Here is a 26,507-nt window from a genome sequence, read left to right as displayed (position 1 = left end):
CATGCGTAATCATTTCAAATATATTGTCGCAATTCTGCTCCTCCTTTTCGTATCCGTATCGTGTACGTCGAATTTCGAGGATGTCAGCAAAAATCCCAATGCCAGCGACGAGGCACTGCCTCAGGCATTGCTCGCTCCTGCCCTGACAAGTGTCGTGAAGGCCAATATGAGCCGCACACGCAGCCTTACCAATGAGCTGATGCAAGTCACGGTGCTGATGGGCGACATCGAAGGCCGTATCTTTCGCTACGACATTCGCAAATCCGTGGCCGACTACCTTTGGAACAACTGGTATGTTCAGTTGACTAATTTCAAGGATATGTACGAAACGGCACAAACCCTGTATACGGTGGAAAGCGACAAGACGTACAATACCTATATGGGAATTTCGCTAATTTGCCAATGCTGGGTCTTCTCGATGCTCACCGACACTTACGGCGACATCCCCTATACGGAAGCATGCCAGGGCAAGAAAGGTATCCTCACCCCGGTTTTCGACCGTCAGGAGGATATTTATACAGACATTTTCGCCAAACTTGAACAAGCAAACGAATTATTGGCAAACGGAAGCGATCTCCCCGAGGACCAGGTGATTTGTGACCCTCTTTTCCAAGGAAATGCCCTGAAATGGCGTAAATTAAGCAATTCTTTGTATTTAAGGCTATTATTGCGCGTCTCCGGCAAAGAGGAGGAAACGGCTGCTGCAAAAATTGCCGAAATACTGGAAGAGCGCCCGACGGATTATCCGATCATGACGAGCAACGACGATTCTGCGATTCTGCGCTGGACCGGAGAGCAACCCTATGTTTCGCCTTTCTATACGCTCCGCGATTCCGACTGGCGCACGTATGTCCTTGCCGAATTTTTCCTGGACAATCTCAATCGTTGGAACGATCCCCGCCGGCCCAAATGGGCGGATACTTCCAACGGCGAATACGCCGGCGTCCCGAGCGGTTATCCCGTCGGAGAGGAGGTGTCTGCAAGATCACGCCTTCCCCTCGCCCTCAAAAACGACCCCCGGCTGGGCAACATCATGAATTATGCCGAACTGGAATTCATAATCACCGAAGCCTCCGTCAAAAGATACATCTCGGCCGATGCGGAAACCCATTATAAAAACGGCGTCATCGCGGCCCTCGGCATGTGGGACCTTACGGCCTCGTCGGCATATTTGGACAATACCGCTGTCAAGTGGGACGATGGCGAAAGTTTGGACGACAAGATGTCCAGAATCCATCTGCAAAAATATTATTCCCTGTTTTACACAGACTTACAGCAATGGTTCGAATGTCGCAGAACCGGATACCCAATCCTGCCCAAAGGCGCCGGGCTGCTCAATGGCGGCGAATTGCCGTCAAGGCTCAACTATCCGGTTTACTTGCAGACAACCAACCGGAAAAATTACTACGATGCCGTATCCTCCCAAGGCGAAGACGAAATCAGCACCAAAGTATGGTGGCAGCGTAAGGACAACCAATAATGGAAAACGTGATTGAAAACAAAGCAATTATGAAAAAGATAGTATTGGCAACCGCACTTTTCGCCTTATGCGCAACGAGTGCATGCAAAACGGACCCGGACTGGGTCGCGGGTACACTAAACCCGACGGTATCGATCTCCGACGTCCGGTTCCTTTACAAAGGCAACAATCGGCAGCTCACCACGGACGACCTTTCCGGAGCCGTCCAGATCAGCGGAGTAGTCAGTTCAAACTACGCCGAAAAGAATGTTCCCGAAGGCATCGTCATCATACAGAACACCTTTCGCAGCAAGACCAGCGGAATCGCTGTACATGTAGGTCCGGAATTAGCCTCAACTTTTCAGCCGGGAGATTCGCTCTTACTTCAAATCGCAGGCAAAACCCTCACCCGGGAGAACGGAGCATTGACTATCCGATCGCTGAATAGTACGGAAATAACGGTTCTGAGCACCGGGCACAAGCTGTCGCCAATCCCGGTTACCGCAGCTACTTTGGAAGCCAATCCCGAAGCTTACGAATCAATATTGGTCCGGGTTTCCAACTGCACCCCAGAAGACCCTTCTGTCGAAAATCCCTCCTATAAGGAAGGTTTAACCGTCGGAGATGGGACCGGGACACTGACCATCTATGCCCGAGAAGGGAGCGATCTGGCAACCCTTGCCGTTCCCGAAGAACCGGCCACCTACATCGGACTGGTATTTACCGAAGCCGGAGAAGATGGCAATACACAACTGTTTATCCAACCCCGATCGCTCCGCGACGTAATCGAGAAATACATTGTGCTGGCATGGAACCTCACGGGGCACGATAATATAAAGTACCCGACCCGGGATGCCACCGTTGTCAACGCCAATCTGGAAATGTCGGCTTTGAGCCGCGGTCCGGGGCTCACGGCTCAAAAGGCAGGCAATGCTTTCGCCTCAGAATGGCCCATGGACATCAGCAAAGAGGCCGCCATCGAACGCGGGTCCTACTACCAATTCACCATCACCCCCAAAAACAATGCCCAGGTTTCACTTCTGTCGCTGGATGTCGCATTGCGTGTCCAGCCCAACGGACCGAAAAACTACATTTGGATGTACAGCCTGGACAACGGAGAAAATTTCTCCGAAATGAGCGGCAATCTGGTTTTCAAAGGTTCGACAACCGACAATAACGGCATTCAACAACCGACTTTGAATCTTGAGGAAGTAGCCGGAGTTCAGGAATTCTCCGAGCCGATGATCGTTCGCATTTACGCTTGGGGAGCCGCCGATGCCAAGTCCACTTTCCGTATCGGACAGAGCCTTGCGAACAGGCCCTACGCACTCACCCTTGAAGGAATGATCCGTCCCTGATAAACACCGAAATCATGAAACATTATCTGTTATCTTTGCTGCTGCTCCTGTTTTCGGGAACGAGCTATGCCCAATTGGTCGCGTGGAATTTCGGCCCCGCGACACGAGGTGATGAAAAAACGAGTGTATCGACATTCGCAGATCCTTGCATGGAGGCTTCCGAACTCAGCCGCGGTCCCGGCGTCCGGCCACAGCGGGCAACTTATTCGTTTGCCGGGCTCTGGCCGGGGTGCAATTCCATGCTGGGAGCTGTTCGCCAGGGGGCTTTCTACGAATTCTCGCTGAAAGCCCGCAAGGGATGTCTTTTCTCGCTGAAAAGACTTGCTCTTGTATTGCGAGTGCAACCCGACGGTCCGAAAGCGTATATCCTCACCTACAGTACCGATGGCGAACATTTCATAGACATCGGAGCGCCGGTACGCGTTGGGTCCACCGGGAATGACGGCAAATTACAAAAACCGATCGACCTCTCGGCCGTTCCGGAATTGCAGAATGTTCCGGCGAAAAAGACCATAACATTCCGTCTCTATGCCTGGGGCAGCAAAGAAGGATCGGAAAATACGGCCTTTCGCATCGGTAAAAGTACGGCGGATCGTCCAGCCTTGACCGTGCAGGGAACAGCTTGGAAAAAGTAACCAGAAAACGAAACTGTAATGATTCGAAAAACATTGATCGGTGCATTGGCCTTTCTGTATCTGCCCGGAATTATTTCCGGGCAGATACAGAAGCCATATGGTATTAGAATGGTGGACATTCCTTCCGGAGAATTCATCATGGGTTCGCGGGGTTACGGAGCGGTCGAGGAGTTCGACGAGGCCCCGGCACACCTCGTCCGCATAAGCCGGCCGTTCCGAATGTCGGCAACGGAAATCACGAATATCCAGTATGAACAATACGACCCGTCGCATCGTAAACTGCGCGGGAAAGCCGGATTTTCCACCGAAGATGACGACGCGGTGATCTTCGTCAGCTACGACGATGCCCTCGGTTTTTGCCGCTGGCTCTCTGAGAAGGAGGGAAAAAATTACAGACTCCCGACCGAAGCGGAATGGGAATACGCCTGCCGCGCGACGAGCATTACTCCATTCAATACTGGCACCAATGGCCTACCGACCAAACAGCATAAGGTCCAGGAGTATAACCGCACTCCAAAAACTGTTTCACTTCAAACGGCCCTCTTTCCACCGAATGACTGGGGCCTGTACGATATGCACGGCAATGTGGAAGAGTGGTGTCTGGACTGGTACGGGCCTTATACACAAGACCCTCAGACAGATCCCTCGGGACCTGCAGAGGGTCTGTATCGCGTCACACGAGGCGGCAGTCACAATACGCCCGTAAAATATCTTCGTTCGGCCAACCGCTCGGCAATGATTCCGGAGGATGCCACTTGGGCCGTAGGATTCCGAATCGTAGAGGCTTCGAACCCCACTTCACACACCCCGGTCATAGCCACACGGCCCGAGCATATTTCCCAAAAACGTTACAAATGGGCCGCACCGACCGATAAACCCTTCTTTTTAGAACCGATTTGTTACGTTCACAAACCTTATGCAAATTCCGGCGTCCCGTTCTACGGTCATAATCATTGTCCGGCAATCACTTGGTGTGCGAACGGTGATTTACTGGCCGCCTGGTTCTCGACAGATGACGAAGCGGGACGCGAGATGGTCATTCTTTCAAGCAGACTGCGTGCCGGAAGCGACATATGGGATTCGCCCCAGGAATTTCTACGTATCCCCGACCGTAATCTGACGGGCACATCTCTGCTTCACGACGGTGAAGGAACGATCTACCATACAAACGGAGTCGAAGTAATCGGCGGCTGGAAGAATCTGGCCATCATCCTCCGCGAAAGCCGTGACAACGGAGCGACGTGGACCCGTCCGCGGATTATCGTCCCGGAGCACGATCAACGGCACCAAGTGATCGCCGGATTGTTCCGTACCCGGGAGGGGTATCTCGTACAACCTTGCGATGCCGTCCCGGGACACTACGGAGGCTCGGCCATACACATCAGCCGCGACAAGGGCCAGACTTGGGAAAACCCGTATACAAACCCGGAAATTCCGATATACGAAGAAGGTGCAACCGGAGGTCTGATCGCTGGCATACATGCCGGGGTCGTACAGTTGACAAACGGAGATCTAATGGCCTTAGGACGCAACAACGACATCGAGGGAGGTGCGAAATATCCGGGACTGCGAATGCCTCGCAGCATCTCATCGGACATGGGACAAAACTGGAGTTATTCTGCAACAGAGTTCCTGCCGATCTATTCAGGTCAGCGACTCGTCCTGCGCCGGTTGAACGAAGGTCCACTGCTACTCATCTCTTTCACACATCATCCCTACGACAAAAAGCGCCGGGGCATGGAATTCGAGGACGCCCGCGGGAACAAATTTACTGGCTATGGAATGTTTGCGGCCCTCTCATTCGACGAAGGAAAAAACTGGCCCGTCAAACGGCTATTGACCGACGGCAAGCGTCGTTTGCTTGACGGAAGAGGTTGGACCGGCTATTTTGAAATGACCGAAACGCAAGCTGAACCGCTTGGTTATCTTGCCGCAACTCAAACCCCGGACAATACGATTCATCTGATAAGCAGTAATATTCACTACCGATTCAACCTAGCCTGGATACTAGGAAAACCGGACATGAACAACTGATAAGATTAAAAAAATGAAAAAATTCTTTATCGTAGCAACATTTTTTTTCGCTTCGACCTGCTTCGCCTGCGCCAAAGGTACGGACACGGAAACCAGCGGGAAATCGAATGTCTCAGAATACCAGACAACGGTTTCGGGCCGAGTGACCTGTCAGGGACAACCTGTTGTCGGAGCCGTGATTTCCGACGGCATCGAATTAACACAGACAGATGCCAACGGACATTATACGCTCCGTTCCCCGGAGCGCATGGGCTATGTATTCATCTCCGTCCCATCAGGCTATAAAGTGGCCCACAAGGGTGTATTGCCGAATCATTACCTCGACATTAAGAGTAAAAAAACCGAAAACGCGGATTTCGAGCTGCTGCCGATGGCCGACAAGAAATACAAGCTCTTCGTCATGGCCGACGTACATCTGATCGGCAGTGCGACACACCGGGATTTAGAGCAATTTCGTTCTACATTCCTGCCCGACATCACAGCCGCAGTCGATACAACCTCGGAAGAAGTATTTTCCCTCTCATTGGGCGATATGACCACAGACTCCCGGTGGTATCATGAAAATTTCATGTTGCCGAATTACCTGAAAGAGTTCAAAAACTACCCTTCGCCGATCTACCATATCATGGGTAACCACGACAATGACCCCTCGGCCACGGGCACAACGGAAGAAAAGCTGGATTGGAGTGCATCGGCTCTTTATCGCAAGCATATCGGCCCGACCTACTATTCGCTCAACATCGGAGATGTACATTATGTCATGCTGGACAATATCGTCGGACTCGGCAACTGCAAGTATAAATATCTCATTAATTCGGCACAACTCGCATGGCTGAAAAAAGATCTTGCATTGGTCGATAAATCCACACCGCTGATCGTCTCCATGCATGTTCCTGCCTATACCTACACCGGTATTTCCGATGGAAAGCCCATGACCAAGAAACGGAATACACAATACCAGGATGTGCAGGTATTGATAAATATACTGAAGCCATTCAAAGAAGCGCACATCCTGACCGGACATGATCATCGTAACCGGAATATCCAAATTACGCATAATATCCTCGAACATAATTTCGCATCGGCATCGGCCATTTCCTGGAAACTAAACGACGTCCGAATCATGACTACCGACGGGACGCTGAGCGGCTATCAGATTTTCGATATTTCCGGCAAACAGATACAATGGCACTACAAGGCCGTGGGATTAACGCCCGAAAAGAGCCAGTTCCGGGCTTATGATCTCAATACGGTTCCGGAGAAATACGGCGGAAATCCCGCGAGCAATGAAATTCTGGTCAATGTCTTCAATTGGGACCCCCGGTGGAAAATCTCAGTTACAGAAGACGGACAGGAACTTCCTGTCGAACAATTGTGGGAAAAAGACCCGCTTTATATGTACATCCGAGATAAAACCCAGAGATTCAACAACCGTCCTAAAGATTGGAGAGCCGTCAATTGCATCCATATGTTCCATACGAAAGCGACAGAAGCAAATTCCGAAATCGTGGTCTCCGTAACAGATCGGTTCGGAAACGTATATACGGAAAAAATGGATAGACCCAAACCTTTTACGGAAAATATGAATTAACAAAGTTTAGATTGATAGAAAAAATACAAAAAAGGCTCTCCGAACAAGTGGAGAGCCTTTTTTTCATCGAACGATAATGCTACCGAATCTCGACCTTGTAGGGCGAGTACATCAGCACGCCCTGCTGGCGGAAGGCTTCGCGGACGGTGTTGTAATCCTTCATCATCAGCCCCAGTTCCGAACGGGTGAAAGCCTCGCGGACACTCATGTTGAGCGACGCGATGAAAGCCGCGAATCCGGTCGGAGTCTCGGTCACTTCGGTCACGCGGTAGTTGTCGCCCAGATCGGCTTTGTCCACAGCCAGCGCAATGGCCGTCTTCAGACCGCCGTAGGTGTCGATCAGGCCGATGCCCAGCGCATCCGCACCCGACCAGACCCGTCCGCCGGCGATGTCGAGGACCTTCTCGATGGGCAGATTGCGGCCTTCGGCCACGTCGTTCGTGAAGGTGGTGTAGACCTTGTCCACGCCGCGCATGATCATCGAGCGCTGGACCGGGGTGAGGGGCTGCGTGGCGAGGAAGCTCGACGAGGCGTTGCTCTGCACGCCGTCGATGGTGATGCCGAGTTTGTTCTTCAACGCCTCGCGGGTGTCGAGGATCATGCCGAAGACCCCGATCGAACCCGTAAGGGTCAGTTTGTCGGCCACGATCACGTCCGCCGGGCAGGAGATGTAGTAACCGCCGCTGGTAGGCGACTACATCGCACGACGTGGTTGCGGCGTACTCTTTTCATGTTGTACTGTATCTTCAACCTGCTGTTCAAGGTCTACTCGCTTCTGGAGTGGTTCCCGCCATCGAGCCTGTGGCTCGTCGGCGGGGGCATCGTCGTGGAATATTTCGGATTCGTGGGCTTCACGCTGTTTATGATGCAGCAGGAAGCCGTAATTGCCGGTAGCTTCCATGACGTAGTGATGCTCAGCGACAGCAAGCGCACCGATGAACTTACGCACTCCCGCAGCGGTGTTAGGAAAAGTCTTAATACGGCTACCGTTCGTTGATGGATAAGTCGCTACGAAACTGCTCTTGCTGATATAGATACCACTGTAAACTATGATAAAAAGACTTTGAGTGAAAATTACATCTTGTAAAACCATCGTCGCGAATACGGGCTTGATTGGATGGCTTTGCCTCCTTTTGAGCTGGCAGATGGTTCGGCAGCTCCGTTCAATCTGTTTGTTCGGGTCTTCGAGAATACATTGCATGTTAAACTCGGCGATCCGACCGATGTCAAACGCCGTATTTTGGAACGTAAAAAAGATCGTACGAAATTTACCGAGGCATTGCTTTATAGCTTAAATAAGGAAGACGAGTGATTTTTTCCGACTTTTTATATCCGGGCGGATATTCGGATGTGCAATTCGGCATCGCGGAAATTCCCATTTTTACGAAGCAAACCATCTAAATTCTTTATGAACCGGATTATGGACAACTTGGACAAAAATCAATTTATCGTCATGCTTGACACACTGCTTAACAGTCGATTGTCGGATGCGGTGTGTACAGCCTTTCATGCTTCTTATAAAGAGTTTATCGACCTGCTGCACGAACTTGCCCGCCTCCAATCCCGCCTGATGCGGTTGCAGGAGCGGATTGTCGAGAAGGAATCTCCGCAAGCGTCGCTGCTCAAATCGGCGCTTCTGTTGACGAATTTCGAAATCCGATTGGTCTTTACCCGGCTTGTTATCCATCCATCGCCGCTCCGGTATCGGTCGAAGTATCCAAATCACCACTGTTTCTCTCCGAACAATATCATGGAACTGATAACGGCTCTGCATCTCTCCGGAGCCATACGCCGCATAGACGGCACACGGGTCGATCTGGCGACACTTGTCGATGTGCTTTCCAGAACTTTCAACGTCCGTATCAACAATCCGGAATAGTGTCGCCATACGCTCATCAATCGAAAGTTGCGGCTGACGCATTTTCTCGACATCCTGCGCAATAATCTGATTGCCTACAGTCAGCGATAGCTGGAATGCCCAATTAGAGAAAAGCAAATGAGACAATTCTTTCCATTTGCTTTTTTATCGGCTATTTCATATCTTTGTCATAGAGTCTTTGACAAGTTAAATGGAATGCAAAAGCACTGGCTTTATAATCGCCAAACCATTACCTATTATTTCACAATATATTGTTTATTAAATAGTTGAATTTGATTGAAGCTTTTGCCACCAAAAGTAGTCAAATAAAAAATATTTTACCTATTTTTGGGGTCCTAATCAACACAACACTATGTCTCTGAAAAAAGTCTTGACATTCGCGCTCGCCCTCTTCATTACGGGGGGAGGTCTCCAAGCGCAGAAGCTGATCGTCGGCGCCGACTTCACGACCCGCTTCGACAACCGGGAGTACGCCAACAACGATTTCAACGAATCGCAGACGCTCTTCAGCGCCCGGCTCACACCCCGGATCGGCGTGGAATGGATGGACAAAAACCGGCTGATCGTCGGCGTGGACCTCTTGCAGAACTTCGGCGACGACACCAAATTCCTGAGCAAGGCGCGCCCCTTAGCCTACTATCAGTTCAACAGCAGGAACGTGCAGGCCAACGCCGGAATCTTCGACCGCAAAGAGCTGCTGGGCGACTACTCGCTGGCGTTCTTCGGGGATTCGACGGCGTTCTACCACAACCGCCTTTCGGGTTTTCTGGGACACTACAAATCCACGGAACGCAGGAACACCTATGTGGAAATGGCCATCGACTGGGAGGGCATGTACTCCGAGGAGTCGCGCGAAATGTTCCGCATCATCTCGGCGGGCCGCTACACGCTCGACAAGGGGTTCTACTTCGGCTACGCCTTCTCGATGTTCCATTTCGCCGGAAAGATCGGCAACGAGAACGTGACGGACAACCTGCTGGTCAATCCCTATGCGGGCTGGGAGTTCAACGCCTACTTCGACTTCGACATCAAGGCGGGCTTTCTGTTCGCACCCCAGCGGGCGCGCAGCATCGAGTCGGGATGGAAAAAGCAGAAGGGCGCCCAGATCGACTTCGTCATGACCAAATGGGGCGTGAAACTCGAAAACAACCTCTATCTGGGTGAAAACCTCCAGCCGTTCCGGTACGCCTATGTCGGCGAACCGCTCTATGCCGGCGAACAGTTCTACTCGACCACCGACCATATCTACAACCGCACGTGGATCGGTTATGACCGCCGGTTCTTCAAGGGAACGATGGGCGTCGAGGCGGGCATGGTCTTCCATTACGACGGCTCAGGCATGGGCACGCAGCAGATGGTCAAGCTCTCGGTAGACATCCAGAAGCTGTTCAACATCGGCCCCAAGGCTAAAAAATAAAAATACAACAAGCGAAACATATGGCAAGCGAAACAAACGAAACACGGGAGAAGTCGCTGAACTTCCTCGAAGAGATCATCGAAGAGTCGATCGCCAAGGGCGAAACGCGCGTACAGACCCGTTTCCCACCCGAACCGAACGGCTACCTGCATATCGGACACGCCAAGAGCATCTGCATCAACTTCGGACTGGCGAAGAAATACGGCGGCAAGTGTAACCTGCGCTTCGACGACACGAACCCCGTCAAGGAGGACGTCGAATACATCGATTCGATCAAGCGCGACATCCACTGGCTCGGCTTCGACTGGGCCGTAGAGCGCTATGCGTCGGACTATTTCGACCAGCTCTACGATTGGGCCGTGGTCCTCATCAAGAAGGGGCTGGCCTACGTGGACGACCAGACGCAGGAGCAGATCCGCGAAAACCGCGGCACGGTATCCGTTCCGGGTACGCCGTCACCGTGGCGCGACCGCTCCGTCGAGGAGAACCTCGACCTGTTCGAGCGCATGAAGAAAGGCGAATTCGCCGACGGCGAAAAGGTCCTGCGCGCCAAGATCGACATGGCCCACCCCAACATGCTGTTCCGCGACCCGATCATGTACCGCATCATCCACGCCGAGCATCACCGCACGGGCGACAAGTGGTGCATCTACCCGATGTACGACTACGCCCACGGCCAGAGCGACTCGATCGAGCAGATCACCCACTCGATCTGCACGCTCGAATTCGACGTACACCGTCCGCTCTACGACTGGTTCATCCAAGCGCTGGAGATCTTCCCCTCGCATCAGTACGAATTCGCACGTCTGAACCTCACCTATACGATGATGTCGAAGCGCAAACTGCTCAAATTAGTGCAGGAAGGCGCCGTGATGGGCTGGGACGACCCCCGCATGCCGACCATCTGCGCCCTGCGCCGCAAGGGTTACACCCCGGCTTCGGTGCGCAACTTCGCTGAAATGGTAGGCGTTGCCAAACGCGACAACGTCATCGACCTCGGCAAGCTGGAATACTGCGTCCGCGAAGACCTGAACAAGGTCGCCCAGCGTCGCATGGCCGTACTCAACCCGCTGAAAGTGGTCATCACCAACTACGACGAGAACAAGACGGAACTCTTCACGGCGATCAACAATCCTGAGGACGAAACGGCCGGAACGCGTCAGGTTCCCTTCTCGAAGGTGATCTACATCGAACGCGACGATTTCATGGAGGAGCCTCCCAAGAAGTTCTTCCGTCTCTCGCCGGGCGGCGAAGTGCGTCTGCGCTACTCGTACCTCATCAAATGCGAGGAGGTGGTTAAGGATGCCGAAGGCAACGTCACCGAACTGCGCTGCACCTACGACCCGATGTCGGGCCAAGGCTCGTCGAGCGACGGCCGCCGCGTAAAAGGCGTCATCCACTGGGTGTCGGCCAAAGACGCTGTCGAAGCCGAAATCCGCCTGTTCAACCCGCTCTTCACCAAGGAGAACCCCGACGACGTCGAGGAGGGGCAGACTTGGGAGGACAATCTCAACCCCGAATCGATGGTCCGAATCAAAGGCTATCTCGAACCGTCGCTGCGCGACGTTCCGGTCGGTCAGGCCGTTCAGTTCGAGCGCGTGGGCTACTTCTGCCCCGACACCGACTCGACGCCCGAACACCTCGTGTTCAACCGCACGGTGACGCTCAAGGATTCATGGGCGAAGATCAATAAGTAAAGGCGATCGGCTGAAAATCGAGTTGCGATACCGAACGGGGACACGCTCCCCGCGAAAAGCGGCCCGCTGAGCGGGCCGCTTTTTCGTACGACGGACCAACCACGCCTGCCGGGCGGTTGGTTCATTGCATCCGGACCGGTTTTCAGTCCGGACCGACTTCTATTTCAGCGGAATATAAATCTCCGTTTTCAGCTTTTCCGCCGGCACCCGGTCGGGATTATTGCGGTAGCGTTCAAAACCGGGGCTGTCACGCAGTTCGCAGCCGCTTCGGGGCAGCCACTCCCGAAAGATTTTGTGATAGGCGCCGCCCAATCCGGCATAAGGACCCGTATGGACGAACATCGCATAGCGGCCTGCGGCGATCGTCTTGACGCCCACGGGGCCGACGGCCACCGGGCCTTTGGGAATCGTCAGGCATACGTCGCACCGCAGGTCGCCGGATTTCGAAATGTCGGGATCGTTGTGGTAAACGACGATGGACTCGATCCCCGCCGAGAAGAGTTTCTGCTCTTTGACGTATTGCCAGAGCCGGGCGAAACAGTCGCCGTAATCGACTTCGCCGTAATCCCCCTGAGCGCGGAGATAGGCCACGGTCTTTTCGGGAATTTCCAGCATTTTGGGTTTCGACAACCGGATTCCGGCGTCGGAATGCATGCGTGTTGTCATGGACGGAAGGTTTTTAGCGGTTCGGTACTCTTTTGGCGAGATGCCGAAAAACCGTCCAAAAGCCTTGGTCAGCGACGACGGAGCGTCGTACCCCACGCGGTAGGCGATCTCCGCGACCGTAAGATCGGAGTAAAGCAGCAGGCGTGCCGCCGTCTCGATGCGGGTGCGGGCGATGAACTCCCCCGGCGGCTCGCCCAGAAAGGCCGAAACGATGCGGTGGAAATGGCAGGGCGAAAACGACGACACCTCGGCCAGCGTACACAGGTCGAGCGTTTCGTCCAGATGGGTCCGGATGTATTCGACGACGGTGTTGATCCGCCGCTGATAATCGGCTGTCGTGGCTGGTTTGTTCTTCATCTCGGCGACAAAGGTATTCTCCGCCGGAGAAACGGACTTTTCCGATTTTGCGAATTTGCCTACATCATCCGCCCGAAAGTCCTCCTGCCTAAAAGATAACGCAGCACCACCGATCCCCGGTAAATCTTCTCTTCCGCGGCCCCTTTGCGATTCTGCCGGATGGTCTTCCGCTTGCGGGACAGATCGCGGTGCCACCGCAGGAAATCGCGGTAGGCGCGGAACACCGCCCGGAAATTGTCGCTCCGCCCCTGCACCAGATAGGACAGGGCCGCCAGCAAGTCGAGCGCAGGACGCACGACGGCAACCGAGACCCGCTGCACGGACGAAGAGCACTTGTAGAGCATCGCCAGATTATTGCGGTGGTTGTAGAAGACTTTGGTCGGCGAATCGGTCGTGAGCGTACCGCCGCCGAGGTGGTAGACCCTGCTCTGCGGCACGACCCGCACCCGGTAACCGGCCAGCTGCATGCGCCAGCAGAGGTCGATCTCCTCCATGTGGGCGAAAAAATCGGCGTCGAAGCCGCCCAGCGCATGGAACACATCGGCCCGGCAGCAGAATGCGGCGCCGCTGACCCAGAAAACGTCGCGGGCGTCGTCGTACTGGCCCTCGTCGGTCTCGACCTGTCTGAGGATGCGCCCCCGGCAGAACGGATAGCCGAGAAAGTCGATAAATCCGCCCGAAGCACCTGCATATTCGAATTTCGTGCGGTCGGTCCATGAGATCAGTTTCGGAGAGACGACGGCTACGTCGGGTTCGCGTTCCAGCACGTCGAGGATCGGAGCGAGCCACCCTTCGGGCGTCTCTATGTCGGAATTGAGCAGCAGATAATAGTCCGCCTCGACCTGCTTCAAAGCCCGGTTATACCCTCCGGCAAAACCGTAATTGGCATCGAGACGCAACACCCCGACGGAAGGAAATTCCGTCGCCAGCACCCTCAGCGAATCGTCCGTCGAGCCGTTGTCGGCGACCACGACCTCCACGCCGGCAGGGGCCGCAGCGACGACACTGGGCAGGAAACGGCGCAGGTGTTCCGCGCCGTTCCAGTTGAGTATGACTATCTTAGCGACCGGCATTTGTACGTTTGTGTTTCCAGCGGCGGTGCGACCACATCCAGAGTTCCGGGTGTTCGCGGATCATCGCTTCCAGCTTCCTAACGTAACGCTCCGTAATTTCGTATTCGGCAACCTGCTCTTCACCGTCGTAAATCGGCTCGAACGACATCTGGTAGCGGCCCCGCCGCAGACGGTCCATCCTGACGAAATAGACCGGCAGTTTGCAGCGCAGCGCCAGCTTCTCCCCGCCGTCGAAAAAAATCGTATCCTGATTGAGGAAGCGGAACCAGTGGCTGTCGGGACGGCGCGGCGGATTCTGGTCGGCGATAAGCCCCATGACGAGGTTTTTGCCGTCCACGCCGCATTCCCGGTTGCGCAGGTAGAAGCGCAGCGAATCCTTCATGGCCACGGTCATCGAATTTTCGTAGTTGCGCAAACGCTGGTAAAGCCGCTCCATGACCTTGCTGCGCAGGGGATGATACACCGCCACCAACATCTGCGAGCGTTCGTAAAGCCCCCAGTAGGAACAATACTCCCAACAGCCGAAATGGGCCGTCATAGCGATCCAGTCGCGGCCGTGCACGGCCTTGTAATGTTCGTCGAATCCCTTCACTGTCAGCACCGTGCGGGCCTTTTCTTCGCCCATATGGGCCATATTGACCGTATCGACGAATATCTCGGCCAGCGTCCGGTAGAAATTGCGGCGGATGACGGCCAGCTCCCCGACGCTCTTTTCCGGGAACGAATTGCGCAGGTTTTCGTTCACGACCTTCATGCGGTAACGCAGGCAGTAGTAGAGTATGAAAAAGAGCAGGTTCTCGACGACGTAATATTTGAACCAGTACGGCAGCACGGCAAAGAAACGGGCGCCGAGCCACAAAGACTCCAGCCATACCTTCTGCGCAAAATTCAGCTCAGCTCGTTTCATCCGGCAAGGCGTTAGGGTTCGACAAAAAGTTTCACGTTATCCACCTTGGTGCGTATCCTCAGCCAACTGGCCAGCGTCGTCCGGTCGATCGAATCGGCGGGCGCCTTGGGCGTAACGACGCAAACGAGGGTCGTATCGAGCGGCGTGCCCGCGACATCGAACGTAATGCCCTTCATCAGCGATATGGCCTTGATATTCTCCATCATGACGCCCACTTCGCGCGAAATGTCGTCCACTTCGACGTTCGTAACCCGGTAGCGTTTCAGCTGAGCCGTCATTTCGCCGATGCGCCGGTTCTTCTCCTCCAGCAGTTCGAGGTAGCTCTGCTGCAGCGACGCCACGTTTATCTCGTCGGTCTTGTTGGCCTGACGCACCACCAGTTCGGCCTTCTCCAGTCCGAAGTTGCGCATCTGCGCACGGGCATTCTCGATAATTTCGTCGCCGATGGGTTCTCCCACCAGCAGCAACTCGATCTGCGACGGGTCTTTGCCGTGCGCATAATGCTTGTTGCACTCGATCACGCGCGTATGCGGAAACCTGAAGACCTGCGCGACGTATTTGTCGGCCACGGCTTCGAACAGCGAGACGCGGACCATATGGAAACCGATGACGACGCTCGGAATGAAAGTCACGAGCGTAATAACCATCATCAGCCGCTTGACGTTGCGTTCGCGCACCTTGTCGATGAAGGCGTTCTTCTCGTACTTCAGGAAACGGACCATGAGGTAAGTCGCCAGCGCGATGAAGACCGAGTTGATGAAAAAGAGGTAAAAGGCCCCGACGAAGAATTTTATCTGCCCCGTCGCCAGACCGAAGCCCGCCGTGCAGAGGGGCGGTATCAGCGCCGTGGCGATCGCCACACCGGGGATAACGGTCGAGGTGCGGTCCTGCCGCGTCTGCGCCACGATACCGGCCAGACCGCCGAACAGGGCGATCAGCACATCGTAGGTCGTCGGCACCGTGCGGGCCAGCAACTCGCTGCTGTTCGACGAGAGGGGCGACACGAGGAAATAGACCGTCGAGGTGATAATCGCCACGATGAACATCAGCGCATAGTTGCGCAGCGCCTTTTTGAGCAGCTCGAAATCGTTGATGCCCAGCGAAAGGCCGATGCCCATAATAGGACCCATGATCGGCGAAATGAGCATGGCGCCGATAATTACGGCCGCCGAATTGACGTTCAGACCGAGCGACGCGATCATCGTCGCAAAAATCAGCACCCAAAGGTTCACCCCGCGGAACACCACGCCCTTGCTGATGGCCGCCACGACCTCGTCGCGCTGCGCCTTGTCTTCGTCGAGGCTGAAGTGCCCCCGCAGGAATTCACGCATCTCCCCCACCCAGAGCGAGAAAGAGCGTTTTACATTATGCGTATCGTTCGTATTTTCCATTTCAACATGCACTATCTTTCATTTATTCCTCTTCGTCCGCCGCCGTCTCCCGCTTCGGTTTGGGTTTTCCGGCCAGCACGATCACGAACTCCCCCTTGGGGTCCGTAGTGCGGAAGTGTTCCAGCACCTCGGCGACCGTACCGCGAACGGTCTGTTCGAATTTCTTGGTCAGCTCGCGCGACACCGAAACCCTGCGTTCCGGCCCGAACACCCCGGCGAACTGTTCGAGACACTTCACCACGCGGTAGGGAGACTCGTAGAATATCATCGTGCGCTCCTCCGCGGCAAGCGACTGCAACTGTTTGGCCCGACCCTTCTTCTGGGGCAGGAAACCCTCGAAACAGAACCGGTCGCACGGAAATCCGCTCTGCACCAGCGCCGGAATCAGCGCCGTGGCTCCGGGCAGGGTCTCGACCTCGATCCCCGCTTCGACGCAGGTCCGCACCAGCAGAAAACCGGGATCGGAGATGCCGGGCGTACCCGCATCCGACACCAGCGCCGCATTGCGTCCGGCCGCGATCGACTCGGCGACCATCTTCACCGTGGCGTGTTCGTTGAATTTATGATGGGAATAGAGTTTCTTCTCGATGCCGAGATGTTTCAGCAGAAACGAGGTCGTCCGCGTATCCTCGGCGAGTATGAAATCCACGTCGCGCAGGACATTGACCGCACGCAGCGTAATGTCGTCGAGATTGCCGATCGGGGTGGGAACGATATAAAGCTTTGCCATGCAGCTATGCGAATTTACGTTCCAGCAGTTCCATCAGGAATTTGGCCCCGTCGGAATTGGCGTTCCACGCATAATTCTCGGCGATATAAATCATGCACTCGTCGAAATCGTCGAAACCGTTGAGCGTTCCGATCGCCGCCTCGTAAGCCGCTGCATCGCCGCCGAACAAGTCGCGGATCATCAGGAACTTGTCGTTGATGCCGATGGCGCGGCGCAGGTCGGTAACGTGTTCGCTGCGACGCAGTTCGGACGCCACGTCGCGCGGCGGCGCGATCGTGTCGGCCAGTGTCTGCACATTGTGGTTGATCACCTCGCCCAATACGGCGCCGGAGGTGTTTTTCGCTTCGAGCGTGATCTCTTCGAAATCAGGCTCGTCGTCATCCCCGGCATTGTCGGGCGCAGTCGTTTCGGCCGCTTTCGGCTGCGGAGCGGCAACCGGAGTCCGCGATGCCAAAGCGTCCGGTCCGGATGCAGAGCTTGTCGCGGAGCCGACGGAAGTTGTCGCGGATGCTGCGGGTTCCGTCACGGGCGCCGTAAATGGAGTTGCAGAAAGGGCGGACCCGGCAGTTGCATCGGCGGAAACGGAGACTCCGGCGGCGGCAGTTCCGGCCGATACAGAATCGGACGCTGCGGAACCGGATGACGCGGAACCGGGCACCGCCGGTTGTGCGAACGGCGCTTCGGCCGCAGGGTTCCCTCCCGCAACAGGTTTTGCGGTAGGCTCAGGGGCCGGAACGGATGCAGGCTTCGGGGCAGGCGCAGGCTTCGGGGCAGGCGCCGCAGGCTCCGTATTATATAGCGACATGATGACGCGCTGTTTATGGCGGTGACGGACAGTCTCATCTTCCAGTTCGAACAGTGTCGGAGCTATGGGTTGAGTTCCCGGCGCGGAATGCGCTTCGGCTTTGGCAGGAGCTTCCTGCGCCGGAGCCTGTTCCGCATCGACGGACGGCGCAGGTGCGGCGGCTGATTCGGCGGCAGGCTCTGCAACCGATTCGGAATGCGACCCGAAGACGGACTCGGCAGCGGATTCTGAGACGGGGTCGGCTGGAAACTCGACGACGGACTCCGCAACGGACTCGACAACCGACTCGGCAGCGGGTTCTGAGACGGACTCCGCAACGGATTCGGAAAGCGACTCTGCGAAAGATTCGGTCGCGGATTCGACGACGGGTTCAGCAATGAATTCGGGCTTTTCGGACGCTCCCTCCGATTCTCGGACAGTTTCCGCCAGCGGCACTGACTGCTCGGCGGCAGGTTCCGCGGCATTTCCGGCAACGGGCTCTGCCGGAGCCGTCTCCTCAATGGAAAACTCGGATTCAGGCTCAGAAGCGACCGGTCCGGATTCGGTCACGGGTTCAGCGGCAGAGATTTCCGGTTCTGAAATCGGGTTCGTCCCGCCGTCGGAATCGGACTGCGAAACAAATGCTTCGGCAGAATCGGCAACAACTTCAGGTTCGGCAGCTAGTTCTTCGGCAGGTTCGGAATGCCCTGCGAAATTTACGCCCGGTTCGACGGCCTGTTCGGACCCGAACTCAGGCTTCGATTCCGGCACCGTCTCCGGTTCCGGCTCGGAAACAGATTCCGGCTCGGAAACGGATTCCGACTCGGAGACCGCACCAGCTTCGGCGACTGACTCCGACTCAAAGGACGCCCCCACCTCGGCAAAAGATTCGGACTCAAAAGCCGCACCCGCTTCGCCAACAGCGTCCCGTTTGGCGGCAGCATCCGGTTCGGCCTGCGCCTCAACCGCGAACGGGTCGAGCGGAAGTATTTCGCCGAGGTCGATGCTGACCGGAATTTCGGTCGGAGCCGTCTCAGATGCGGCCTCTTCCGCCGCATTTCCACTGCCCGCCGCAAGATCCGCATCCGCGCCGAAACGCACGGCATCGTATAACTTCCGCAGTTTTTCGAGCACCAGATCCCGTTCGAGGGTCGCAGTCTCCTGCGGGGTGTTCCAATTGTCTATGATTTCAGAGAGCTTCTGCAATTCGCTCCGCACGTATTTCAAATCCATGATCCGTACACTTTTTGCCCTCAAAGATAGGAAAAATTTACGAACTGCCCAGCGGAATCGCCCATATAATATCGCAGCCCCTCCCCGTTGCCGCCGGGAAACGGAAAAGGGGACGGCATACGCATCGTCCCCCTATTCCGTCTGCGGAAAACATGTCACTTCCCGAAGATATGTTTCGCATAATTATATCCGCAGGCGTCGTAAATCTTCGCCAGCCGGCGTACGCGGCGCAGGTAGTCGCCGTAATCCTTCCGGTCGAGACTCCACCCCACTTCGGCCAGCGCGCTCAGGCGCGGCAGCAGCATGTATTCGGCATGGGGCCACGTGGCGATGTACTCGGTCCAGAGGTTGGCCTGCACGCCCAGTATACAGCGCTGTTCGTCAGCCGTCAGCATCTCGAAAGGATCGAGCGAATAGACCTTCTCCACAGGCAGATAACCGCCGATGGCGAGCGGTTCCCCAGCCGTATCGCGCGTCTGGTAATAGTCCAGATAGCAGTGCGTCGTCGGAGCCATGATGGCGTGGTTGCCCATCTTCGCAGCCTTGATGCCGCCTTCGGCGCCCCGCCACGACATGATCGTGGCCGTCGGCGTCACTTCGCCCTCCAGTATCTCGTCCCAACCGATCAGCCTGCGTCCGTGGGCGTTGAGGAATTTCTCGACGCGGGCCGTGGCATAGTTCTGCAACCGGCGCGGCCGCTTCAGCCGCTCGGCCTTCATGCGCGCTTTGCAATGCGGGCATTTCTTCCACATCACCGTCGGGCACTCGTCGCCGCCGATATGGATATACTCCGAAGGAAACAGCTCCAACACCTCTTCGAGCACCCCCTCGATGAATTCGAACGTCGTCTCCTTGCCGATGCAGAAAACCCGGTCGTCGATGTCCCACGTCTGGCGCACTTCGTACTGCTCGCCCGTACAGCCCAGCCACGGATAGGAGGCCAGCGCCCCGACGGCATGCCCCGGAAATTCGATTTCGGGAATCACCGTGATGAAACGCTCCGCAGCGTAATTCACCACGTCGCGGATCTCATCCTGCGTATAGTAACCGCCGTAAGGCGTTTCGTCGAATTTGCAGTTCTCGTCGTACGTGCCGCCCGGATCGCGGCCGATCAGCGTACGGCTGCGTACGGAACCTATTTCGGTGAGTTTCGGATATTTCCTGATTTCGATGCGCCACCCCTGATCGTCGGTCAGATGCCAGTGGAAGACGTTGAGTTTGTGCAGGGCCATGATGTCGAGCGCCTCCTTCACCTCATCGACCGTGAAGAAGTGACGGCCGACATCGAGCATCATGCCCCGGTAACCCAGACACGGTTTGTCCTCGATCGTGACGACGGGCAGTTCGACGGCCCGCACGTCGTCGGCTTCGTACGCTGCCGCCGGAAGCAGCTGGCGCAGCGTCTGCACGGCATAGAACGCCCCCTGCGCTCCTCCGGCGACGATGTCGATCCGGCAGGGAGTTACGAAAAGGCGGTAGGCCTCCGCAGGCATCGTCTCGTCGCGGGTGACGTTCACCGCATGGTCCGCGGCCTTGTCGGCATGCCTTACCCGCGGGCCGCGGCCGAACAGCGGCATCAGCACCTTGTTCAGCGCGGCAGTCACGCCGGACAGACGCTCGTCGTCGAACAGCAGGACCACCTCGGCGTCGGAGGTCAGGCGGAAGGTGCCCTGCCCCTCCACGATATGCTCCGGGAGCGGCACGACAGCCACTTCGCCGTCGGTCGGAATCACCCTGCCGCAACTGCAACAGCCGCACAATACGGCGAACAATGCCAAAACAGGTAAAAGTCTCTTCATATCGGATCGTTTTCGTGGGTTTCGGTGCAACTTACCCGGTAAATATAACAAAAAAACGGATTTCGCCAAAGCACCGCGTCATTTATTCGCAGGCCGAAGCTCCCAGCAGTCCTACGTGGTCGATATTCGAACAGCAGATATGCAGTCCCTCGACGGTCTTGGCATAGGGGAACCGTTTCAGCTGTTCGTACATCGCTTCACGGAAAAAGCCGAATGCATGGGCGATGCTGCCGCCGAAGACGATCGCTTCGGGGTCGTACGTATAGAGCACCAGCATCACCAGCTGGCCGACATGCCCCCCGAACTCGCGCCAGAGCGCCAACGCTTCGGGATCGCCCGCCGCGGCGCGCTCGTAAGCCTCCTTGCCCGTCGTGCCGCGGCCCACGAAGAAGCGGCTGCTGCAATAGTATTCGTAATCCCGGTCCAGATACGGGATGCTTCCGATCTCCCCCGCCCCGGTGTCCCGGCCGCAGTAGAGTTTCCCGCCGATCACGACTCCCGCGCCGACGCCCGTGCCGAGCGCCACGCACACCACGTCGCTGAACGCGCTCGCCTCGCCGAAGCGGCAGACGCCCAGCGCAAAACAGTTGCAGTCGTTGTTGACATGCACCGGCACGCTGAAACGCTTTTCGAGCAGGTCTTTGAGGTAAACCTCGCGCCACGAAGGGATGCCCACCACATTATATACGATTCCCCGCGCGGCGTCCACCACCGACGGCACGCCGATACCGATCCGCGACACCTCAGGTCGCATAAGCTCCCCGATAAGCGATGCGATATGATCCACCACCTCCCCTTCGGGACGGTCGGCTTTGCAGGGTTCGGAAAGCAGCCGCACGATATGTCCGTCTTTCACAAGGCCGGCGCGCACGTTCGTGCCGCCCAAATCCACGCCTATTCTCATCTCTTGTCTGTTAATTGCTGTTCTTGACTTTGCTGATCCTGCCGTCGCGGAACTCCACGTGATCGACGATCCGTCCGTCGCGCTCGTGAATCCACGTCTCGAAGCCCCGTTCGCCTTCGGTCAGCACCAGCAGACGCACGCCGGGGCGCAAGTTGTTGTAGGTCGTATCGTCGCCCGAAAAACGTCCGTATCCGAGCGCTATACCCTTCTCGGCAACGACGTAGTCGATGTCGTGGTCATGCCCCACGAACACCCCCGTCACGTCGCCGCTCTCGACCATTGCCGCGAACATGCCGGGATTCAGCTCGCCCGGACACTCGTCCTCGGCGGCGCGGCCGATATGCGTATTGTCGGGATTGCGCCACGCCGCGACGTATTCGGGCAGGGCGATATGGAAAAAGGCCAGCGCCGGCAACGGTTTCCCGCCGTTGGCCCCGGTATAGGCGGCGCTCCGGTCGCGGTACCAGCGTATCTGATCCTGCGTGAACCAGCCGTAACCGTCGATACCCTCGACAGTCGAATAGTCGTGCGAATCGAGGCAGTAAAGCAACGCCGCAGGCGATTTCTTCCCGGCGATCTCCAGCACCACGTCGGCCAGTTCGCCGTCGGCGTTCAGCGTGTTGAGCGTCCCGGCATACGAAGTGACGATGCGGCCGATTCCGGCGCGCGGAATATCCTGTTCGGCGTCGTGGTTGCCCAGCACCACGCAGAACGGCAGGTTACGCTCCGCAACGGGCGCCAGCACGCGCTTCCACCCTTCGGCGGCAGGTTTTCCCGTCACCACGTCGCCCGTGAAGACGACCAGATCGGGCCGCTCCGCATCGAGGATATAACGCATCTGAGCGATCGTCTTCTCCGCCTGCGCCTGCCGGTAGGGATTCCCCAGATCGAGGTGCACGTCGGTGAACTGCGCGATCTTGAATTTCCCCTCCCCGTTGAATTCCAGAGCGGGCCTCTGCGCCTGCGCCGAACACCACAAGGCAACGGCGCACATAAGTGTCGTTATCTTTTTCATAAGCAGGTTGGGTTGCTCAGTTCAGTTTCACGCTGCCGCTCTTCTCCACGCGGACCGTACGGCTCCGGCCGTCGCCCCACGTCACCGTCAGGTCGAAGGGCACGTTGGTCTCAACGCTCACGGAGGGCGTCTCGCCGGCCGAAGCGCGCCGTTTGACCTTCAGCCCCACGACGCCGTCCGGCCCGTAGGGATAGCGTTCGATGCCGTGGGCCTCGGTATGCTCGATGTCCCACACGATGCGGCCTTCGGAGTAATCCGACTTCACGCCGAGGATATACTCGATGAAGACGGCGATGGGCGGAAGTCCGGTCCAGCCCACGAAGTCCTTGCGTGCCATGAATCCGGGTTCGATCTTCTCCGGGGCGTAGTACTCCCAGAAGGTGCCGGTATTCTTCCACACCTCGAAGACTGCGGCGTAATGGTTCGCGGCGATCTCCCGCGCAAGGTCGTGATAGCCCTTACGGTAAAGGCCGTCGATGGTCATGTAATTCGTACCGGGCCATACGCCGCCCTGCCAGTAGCGGCCCAGCGGATTGTATTTCGGATGGTCGGCCGAGAGCGACGGCACGCGGTGCGGACGGTCGAACTCGGTCGTATCGCTCAGATGCGCCACCATGCGGTCGAGCCGCTCCTTGTCCAGCGCATCGGCCTGCAAAGCCCAGAATGCGCCGATTCCCTTGGTCGTGCAGAGCATTCCGTCGCCGTAGCGGTCGTACAGGAAAGCCGTCCGCTCGTCCCAGAGATGTTCGTTCACATAGGCGCGCAACCGCTTCATCTCGTCCTCCATATCCTCGATCTCCTGCCAGCGCTCGATATAAAAACCGATGTTCAGCAGCGATTCGTCTACCAGCATCTGCTGCAGGTTGGTATCGAGCCAGACCATATGTCCGTGCGAAAAGATCGGGTTGTATTCGGGCTTCACGCGGGGCATGTTGTCCATGCCCGTTCCCCAGCCGCTCGACCAGTAGGTGCCGTCGGGCCACGTGCGGTTGAGCCGCCACCATTTGGCGTAGGCGCACAGCGCGGGGAAGACCTTGTGCAGGCGGTCGATATCGCCGAACTGGCGGTAGTACATCAGCTCGACCCACGGCAGCAGGTTCGGGCCGGTCGAAGTCGGATCGTAACGCTCGAAACAGTCGGAACCGTCGGCCCGGATTTCGCGGCAGATGAAGCCGTCGGGATGCTGCTTCGCATAGAAATTGTCCAGCGAACGCTGGAACGGGAAGAAGCGGTAGCCATAGCGGGCGAACATCATCATGAACGAGGCGTCCCACATGAAAATATTGCCGTTGTAGGCGATATCCAGATACGGCGAGACGAATCCCGATCCCTCCTGCGGCTGGCGGATGTTGCCCACGGCGATCCGCCAAGCATGCCAGTACATCTCGATCTCTTTGTCGTGCCCCTCCCACACGGGTGCGGGCAGGATCTTGCGGGCCTCGGCGAACGAACGGGGCTTGATGGTTTCGGGCTTGGCGGTCCGGAATTCGTTTTCGGCCACGAAGACCTCTTTTACATAGGTATTCTTGTAAGGCAGCTCGTAAGGACCCGATTTAAGGCCCTGCGCTCCGGCCGCTCCCGCTGCGAAGACCAGCGGCAGAAGCGCCGCGATTTGTTTGCGTAGCGTCATAATATGCGGTTTATTTTATCAGCGATTTGATCCTGCGGGCGATCTCCGTATTCATATACGTACCGCAGAACTTGTCGGCTCCGGGACCGTATGCGAATACGGGAAGCATCGCGGGGGTATGGTCGTCGGAGACATAGACGCCCATCACGCGGCCCGTCCGCTCGTCGCCGTCCACCAGCACCAGTCCGCCCGTCTCGTGGTCGGCGGTGACCACGACGAGCGTCTCGCCGTTTCGGTCGGCGAATTTCAGCGCTTCGGCCACGGCGAGGTCGAAGCTCAGCATCTCGATAATCGAGCCGGGCAGGCAGCGCGAATGGCCGGCATAGTCGATCTTGGCGCCCTCGACCATCAGGAAGAAGCCTTTGCCGCCCCGCTCCTGCAGTTTGGCGATCGAAGCCCTCGTGGCGTCGGCCAGCAAGGTGAGGTTGGCCTGCTCGGCGGCATCGTCCATCGTCTCGTCGATGCAGATCACCTTGCCTTTCCGGGCGGTGATCTCATCAACCGAACGCACGAAGTCATACTGTTTTTCCAGCTCGGAGATCAGCTCCACGCCGTCGCTGCGGCGGGTGAATTCGCGGATGCCGCTGCCGCAGAGCAGGTCCACGCGGCCGTCCATCAGGCAGCGGGTCAGCTCGTCGGCGTTGTCGCGTTCGACCGAATGTCCGTAAAAGGCCGTCGGCGTAGCGTCGGCGACATTGCCGAGCGTCAGCACGCCCACCGGCATCCCCTTGTCATGGAAAAAGTCGCTCAGCGAAGGATACGGCTCACCTTCGGAACTCATCGAAATATGGCGGTTGTCGTGACGTTCGCCCGTCGCCAGCGCACTGCCGCCCGCAGCCGAGTCGGTCGTGAAGGCATCCAGCGCATTGTTCTGCTGCAGGCCCATATACTTCATCTGCAGCGTCGTAAGGCCCTTGTTGGCATAAAACGCTGCCACGATCTGCGAAAGGCCCATGCCGTCGCCGATCAGGTAGATTACGTTTCTGACTTTTCCCTTGCCGCCGTCGTTTCGATAGGTCGGCGTGTAAACGTCGATACCCTCGGTGAGCTGCAGTTTATCGTTCTGAAATCCCCTGAAATCGCGCGTGGTCTTGTCCAGACGCTTCGTGCCGGTCACGCCACCGACGGACGTACGGCGCTGGCCGATCTGGAAATTCTTGTTGCCGAAATCGTCGAAGAATCCGGCGCAGACCTCCGGACGGTCGGTGTTGATGTAGTCGATCCCCATGTCGTAGAACGTATAATAGACCGTCGTTCCTTCGGGAGCGCCCCAGAAACGCACGGGCTTGCCCCAGCCGTGGGCGCGGTCGATGATCTTTTCCAACTTCACACGCTCGGCGGGAATGATCGAACCTTTGCCGTTCCACTGCGAATAGTTCCTGAAGTTTACGCTTACGAGGGCGATGCGCTCCAGCTGGTCCGGGGTATAATCGGTCTCCCAATTACCGTCGAAACGGACATAGGCGGGATATTTGCCGAAATCCTCAGGCGCGGGAACCCGTCCCGTGACGGCGATACGCACGGCTTCGGGATTCACGGCCGGATCGAAGACTTCGGGATAACGGCCCAGCAGCGCCGTAACGGCCTGCAGCGTCGGTTCGGTCGCCGATTTGAGTTCGACCATCAGTTGCAGACGTTCGTCCGAATCTTTCCATGCGCGGCCGCCGTTGCGCCCAAAAAGCGTCACGATCGGCTCGACGTAGAGCGACTCGAAAGTCATGTCGGGCGAAAGGTCCTCGACATCGTGCCCCACCAGCAGCCGGCCGTCGTGCAGGAACACATCGGCTTCGATCGAGTAGACCCCCTGCGCATAAGCCTGCCAGAAGGGAGCGCGGCGGCAATAGTCGTTGTGCGAATGGATCAGCACGGGGCGTTCGGCCGCAGCCGTTACGCAGAAGCACAATGCCGCAGCCAGCAGCCAGCTTTTCAGTATCTTTTTCATCGTCGG

General features: G+C 56.8%; 21 protein-coding genes and 1 pseudogene. 10 read left to right on the top strand and 12 right to left on the bottom strand.

Annotation, left to right across the window (positions count from 1 at the left end):
- The first annotated feature begins 1 nt into the window (after position 1).
- Genes HMPREF9720_RS08965 through HMPREF9720_RS08945 form a run of 5 tightly spaced genes read left to right on the top strand, consistent with a single transcriptional unit; the run spans position 2 to position 7,077 of the window.
- Positions 2–1,480 (top strand): SusD/RagB family nutrient-binding outer membrane lipoprotein, encoded by a 1,479-nt coding sequence (locus HMPREF9720_RS08965; protein ID WP_009597988.1) that lies wholly within the window; start codon positions 2–4, stop codon positions 1,478–1,480.
- A 29-nt stretch (positions 1,481–1,509) separates the two neighbouring features.
- Positions 1,510–2,817: a DUF5689 domain-containing protein gene (locus tag HMPREF9720_RS08960; protein ID WP_138265153.1), complete on the top strand. Its 1,308-nt coding sequence runs from the start codon at positions 1,510–1,512 to the stop codon at positions 2,815–2,817.
- Between the two features lie 14 nt (positions 2,818–2,831).
- A complete protein-coding gene (locus tag HMPREF9720_RS15425; RefSeq protein ID WP_009597973.1) occupies positions 2,832–3,452 on the top strand; it encodes a hypothetical protein in 621 nt (206 codons plus the stop codon).
- A gap of 18 nt (positions 3,453–3,470) precedes the next feature.
- Positions 3,471–5,486, top strand: coding sequence for an SUMF1/EgtB/PvdO family nonheme iron enzyme (locus HMPREF9720_RS08950; RefSeq protein ID WP_009598039.1), 2,016 nt, complete (start codon positions 3,471–3,473; stop codon positions 5,484–5,486).
- A 13-nt stretch (positions 5,487–5,499) separates the two neighbouring features.
- A complete protein-coding gene (locus HMPREF9720_RS08945; RefSeq protein ID WP_009597952.1) occupies positions 5,500–7,077 on the top strand; it encodes a calcineurin-like phosphoesterase C-terminal domain-containing protein in 1,578 nt (525 codons plus the stop codon).
- A 79-nt stretch (positions 7,078–7,156) separates the two neighbouring features.
- Here the strand turns inward: HMPREF9720_RS08945 and HMPREF9720_RS08940 are convergent.
- A pseudogene (locus tag HMPREF9720_RS08940) lies at positions 7,157–7,762 on the bottom strand (S49 family peptidase); the annotation flags it as partial.
- Positions 7,763–7,807: 45 nt separating this feature from the next.
- On the opposite strand from HMPREF9720_RS08940, the gene HMPREF9720_RS15895 reads away from it, so the two are divergent.
- The 5 genes from HMPREF9720_RS15895 to HMPREF9720_RS08920 all read left to right on the top strand — a co-directional run bounded on the left by HMPREF9720_RS15895 (position 7,808) and on the right by HMPREF9720_RS08920 (position 12,070).
- The gene (locus HMPREF9720_RS15895) at positions 7,808–8,074 is read left to right on the top strand and encodes a hypothetical protein (RefSeq protein ID WP_009598087.1); all 267 of its coding nucleotides are present in this window, start codon (positions 7,808–7,810) and stop codon (positions 8,072–8,074) included.
- A 120-nt stretch (positions 8,075–8,194) separates the two neighbouring features.
- On the top strand, positions 8,195–8,389 hold the full coding sequence (locus HMPREF9720_RS15155; RefSeq protein ID WP_009598079.1) for a conserved domain protein: 195 nt from the start codon (positions 8,195–8,197) through the stop codon (positions 8,387–8,389).
- Positions 8,390–8,497: 108 nt separating this feature from the next.
- On the top strand, positions 8,498–8,956 hold the full coding sequence (locus HMPREF9720_RS15150) for an RteC domain-containing protein (protein WP_244997682.1): 459 nt from the start codon (positions 8,498–8,500) through the stop codon (positions 8,954–8,956).
- 352 nt (positions 8,957–9,308) lie between these two features.
- Entirely contained in the window at positions 9,309–10,373 is a 1,065-nt protein-coding gene (locus HMPREF9720_RS08925; protein ID WP_009598078.1) for a hypothetical protein, read from the top strand.
- 20 nt (positions 10,374–10,393) lie between these two features.
- Complete coding sequence (locus HMPREF9720_RS08920; RefSeq protein ID WP_009597915.1) at positions 10,394–12,070, top strand: glutamine--tRNA ligase/YqeY domain fusion protein; 1,677 nt, start codon at positions 10,394–10,396, stop codon at positions 12,068–12,070.
- 159 nt (positions 12,071–12,229) lie between these two features.
- Here the strand turns inward: HMPREF9720_RS08920 and HMPREF9720_RS08915 are convergent, their stop codons facing one another.
- The 11 genes from HMPREF9720_RS08915 to HMPREF9720_RS08865 all read right to left on the bottom strand — a co-directional run bounded on the left by HMPREF9720_RS08915 (position 12,230) and on the right by HMPREF9720_RS08865 (position 26,501).
- Positions 12,230–13,093, bottom strand: coding sequence for an AraC family transcriptional regulator (locus HMPREF9720_RS08915; RefSeq protein ID WP_009597943.1), 864 nt, complete (start codon positions 13,091–13,093; stop codon positions 12,230–12,232).
- Positions 13,094–13,152: 59 nt separating this feature from the next.
- Complete coding sequence (locus HMPREF9720_RS08910; protein ID WP_009597960.1) at positions 13,153–14,166, bottom strand: glycosyltransferase family 2 protein; 1,014 nt, start codon at positions 14,164–14,166, stop codon at positions 13,153–13,155.
- Entirely contained in the window at positions 14,153–15,073 is a 921-nt protein-coding gene (locus tag HMPREF9720_RS08905; protein ID WP_009597948.1) for a lysophospholipid acyltransferase family protein, read from the bottom strand. Before HMPREF9720_RS08905 ends, HMPREF9720_RS08910 begins: the two co-directional genes overlap by 14 nt.
- Positions 15,074–15,084: 11 nt before the next feature.
- Positions 15,085–16,464, bottom strand: a complete 1,380-nt coding sequence (locus HMPREF9720_RS08900; RefSeq protein WP_039940287.1) for a DUF389 domain-containing protein — start codon at positions 16,462–16,464, stop codon at positions 15,085–15,087.
- Between the two features lie 22 nt (positions 16,465–16,486).
- Positions 16,487–17,194: a 16S rRNA (cytidine(1402)-2'-O)-methyltransferase gene (gene rsmI / locus HMPREF9720_RS08895; protein ID WP_009598062.1), complete on the bottom strand. Its 708-nt coding sequence runs from the start codon at positions 17,192–17,194 to the stop codon at positions 16,487–16,489.
- Between the two features lie 4 nt (positions 17,195–17,198).
- Positions 17,199–19,211, bottom strand: coding sequence for a hypothetical protein (locus HMPREF9720_RS08890; protein WP_009598000.1), 2,013 nt, complete (start codon positions 19,209–19,211; stop codon positions 17,199–17,201).
- A gap of 155 nt (positions 19,212–19,366) precedes the next feature.
- On the bottom strand, positions 19,367–21,010 hold the full coding sequence (locus HMPREF9720_RS08885; RefSeq protein ID WP_009597998.1) for a beta-N-acetylhexosaminidase: 1,644 nt from the start codon (positions 21,008–21,010) through the stop codon (positions 19,367–19,369).
- An 82-nt stretch (positions 21,011–21,092) separates the two neighbouring features.
- A complete protein-coding gene (locus HMPREF9720_RS08880; protein WP_009598085.1) occupies positions 21,093–21,914 on the bottom strand; it encodes an ROK family protein in 822 nt (273 codons plus the stop codon).
- A 10-nt stretch (positions 21,915–21,924) separates the two neighbouring features.
- Positions 21,925–22,929, bottom strand: a complete 1,005-nt coding sequence (locus tag HMPREF9720_RS08875; protein ID WP_039940285.1) for a metallophosphoesterase family protein — start codon at positions 22,927–22,929, stop codon at positions 21,925–21,927.
- A 16-nt stretch (positions 22,930–22,945) separates the two neighbouring features.
- Positions 22,946–24,559 carry an MGH1-like glycoside hydrolase domain-containing protein gene (locus HMPREF9720_RS08870; RefSeq protein WP_009597899.1) on the bottom strand — a complete coding sequence of 538 codons (1,614 nt, stop codon included), beginning with the start codon at positions 24,557–24,559 and terminating at the stop codon, positions 22,946–22,948.
- Positions 24,560–24,569: 10 nt separating this feature from the next.
- On the bottom strand, positions 24,570–26,501 hold the full coding sequence (locus tag HMPREF9720_RS08865; RefSeq protein ID WP_039940337.1) for an alkaline phosphatase: 1,932 nt from the start codon (positions 26,499–26,501) through the stop codon (positions 24,570–24,572).
- Positions 26,502–26,507 lie beyond the last annotated feature (6 nt).

Source organism: Alistipes sp. HGB5 (genome assembly GCF_000183485.2).
In the GTDB taxonomy this organism is placed as follows: domain Bacteria; phylum Bacteroidota; class Bacteroidia; order Bacteroidales; family Rikenellaceae; genus Alistipes; species Alistipes finegoldii.
Note: the sequence above shows the minus strand (reverse complement) of the source record. Positions and strands in the feature narration are given on the sequence as shown.

Coding starts and splice junctions, on each gene's coding strand:
- HMPREF9720_RS08965 (WP_009597988.1), top strand. CDS start 2: ATGCGTAATCATTTCAAATATATTGTCGCAATTCTGCTCCTCCTTTTC.
- HMPREF9720_RS08960 (WP_138265153.1), top strand. CDS start 1,510: ATGAAAAAGATAGTATTGGCAACCGCACTTTTCGCCTTATGCGCAACG.
- HMPREF9720_RS15425 (WP_009597973.1), top strand. CDS start 2,832: ATGAAACATTATCTGTTATCTTTGCTGCTGCTCCTGTTTTCGGGAACG.
- HMPREF9720_RS08950 (WP_009598039.1), top strand. CDS start 3,471: ATGATTCGAAAAACATTGATCGGTGCATTGGCCTTTCTGTATCTGCCC.
- HMPREF9720_RS08945 (WP_009597952.1), top strand. CDS start 5,500: ATGAAAAAATTCTTTATCGTAGCAACATTTTTTTTCGCTTCGACCTGC.
- HMPREF9720_RS15895 (WP_009598087.1), top strand. CDS start 7,808: ATGTTGTACTGTATCTTCAACCTGCTGTTCAAGGTCTACTCGCTTCTG.
- HMPREF9720_RS15155 (WP_009598079.1), top strand. CDS start 8,195: ATGGCTTTGCCTCCTTTTGAGCTGGCAGATGGTTCGGCAGCTCCGTTC.
- HMPREF9720_RS15150 (WP_244997682.1), top strand. CDS start 8,498: ATGGACAACTTGGACAAAAATCAATTTATCGTCATGCTTGACACACTG.
- HMPREF9720_RS08925 (WP_009598078.1), top strand. CDS start 9,309: ATGTCTCTGAAAAAAGTCTTGACATTCGCGCTCGCCCTCTTCATTACG.
- HMPREF9720_RS08920 (WP_009597915.1), top strand. CDS start 10,394: ATGGCAAGCGAAACAAACGAAACACGGGAGAAGTCGCTGAACTTCCTC.
- HMPREF9720_RS08915 (WP_009597943.1), bottom strand. CDS start 13,093: ATGAAGAACAAACCAGCCACGACAGCCGATTATCAGCGGCGGATCAAC.
- HMPREF9720_RS08910 (WP_009597960.1), bottom strand. CDS start 14,166: ATGCCGGTCGCTAAGATAGTCATACTCAACTGGAACGGCGCGGAACAC.
- HMPREF9720_RS08905 (WP_009597948.1), bottom strand. CDS start 15,073: ATGAAACGAGCTGAGCTGAATTTTGCGCAGAAGGTATGGCTGGAGTCT.
- HMPREF9720_RS08900 (WP_039940287.1), bottom strand. CDS start 16,464: ATGGAAAATACGAACGATACGCATAATGTAAAACGCTCTTTCTCGCTC.
- rsmI (WP_009598062.1), bottom strand. CDS start 17,194: ATGGCAAAGCTTTATATCGTTCCCACCCCGATCGGCAATCTCGACGAC.
- HMPREF9720_RS08890 (WP_009598000.1), bottom strand. CDS start 19,211: ATGGATTTGAAATACGTGCGGAGCGAATTGCAGAAGCTCTCTGAAATC.
- HMPREF9720_RS08885 (WP_009597998.1), bottom strand. CDS start 21,010: ATGAAGAGACTTTTACCTGTTTTGGCATTGTTCGCCGTATTGTGCGGC.
- HMPREF9720_RS08880 (WP_009598085.1), bottom strand. CDS start 21,914: ATGAGAATAGGCGTGGATTTGGGCGGCACGAACGTGCGCGCCGGCCTT.
- HMPREF9720_RS08875 (WP_039940285.1), bottom strand. CDS start 22,929: ATGAAAAAGATAACGACACTTATGTGCGCCGTTGCCTTGTGGTGTTCG.
- HMPREF9720_RS08870 (WP_009597899.1), bottom strand. CDS start 24,559: ATGACGCTACGCAAACAAATCGCGGCGCTTCTGCCGCTGGTCTTCGCA.
- HMPREF9720_RS08865 (WP_039940337.1), bottom strand. CDS start 26,501: ATGAAAAAGATACTGAAAAGCTGGCTGCTGGCTGCGGCATTGTGCTTC.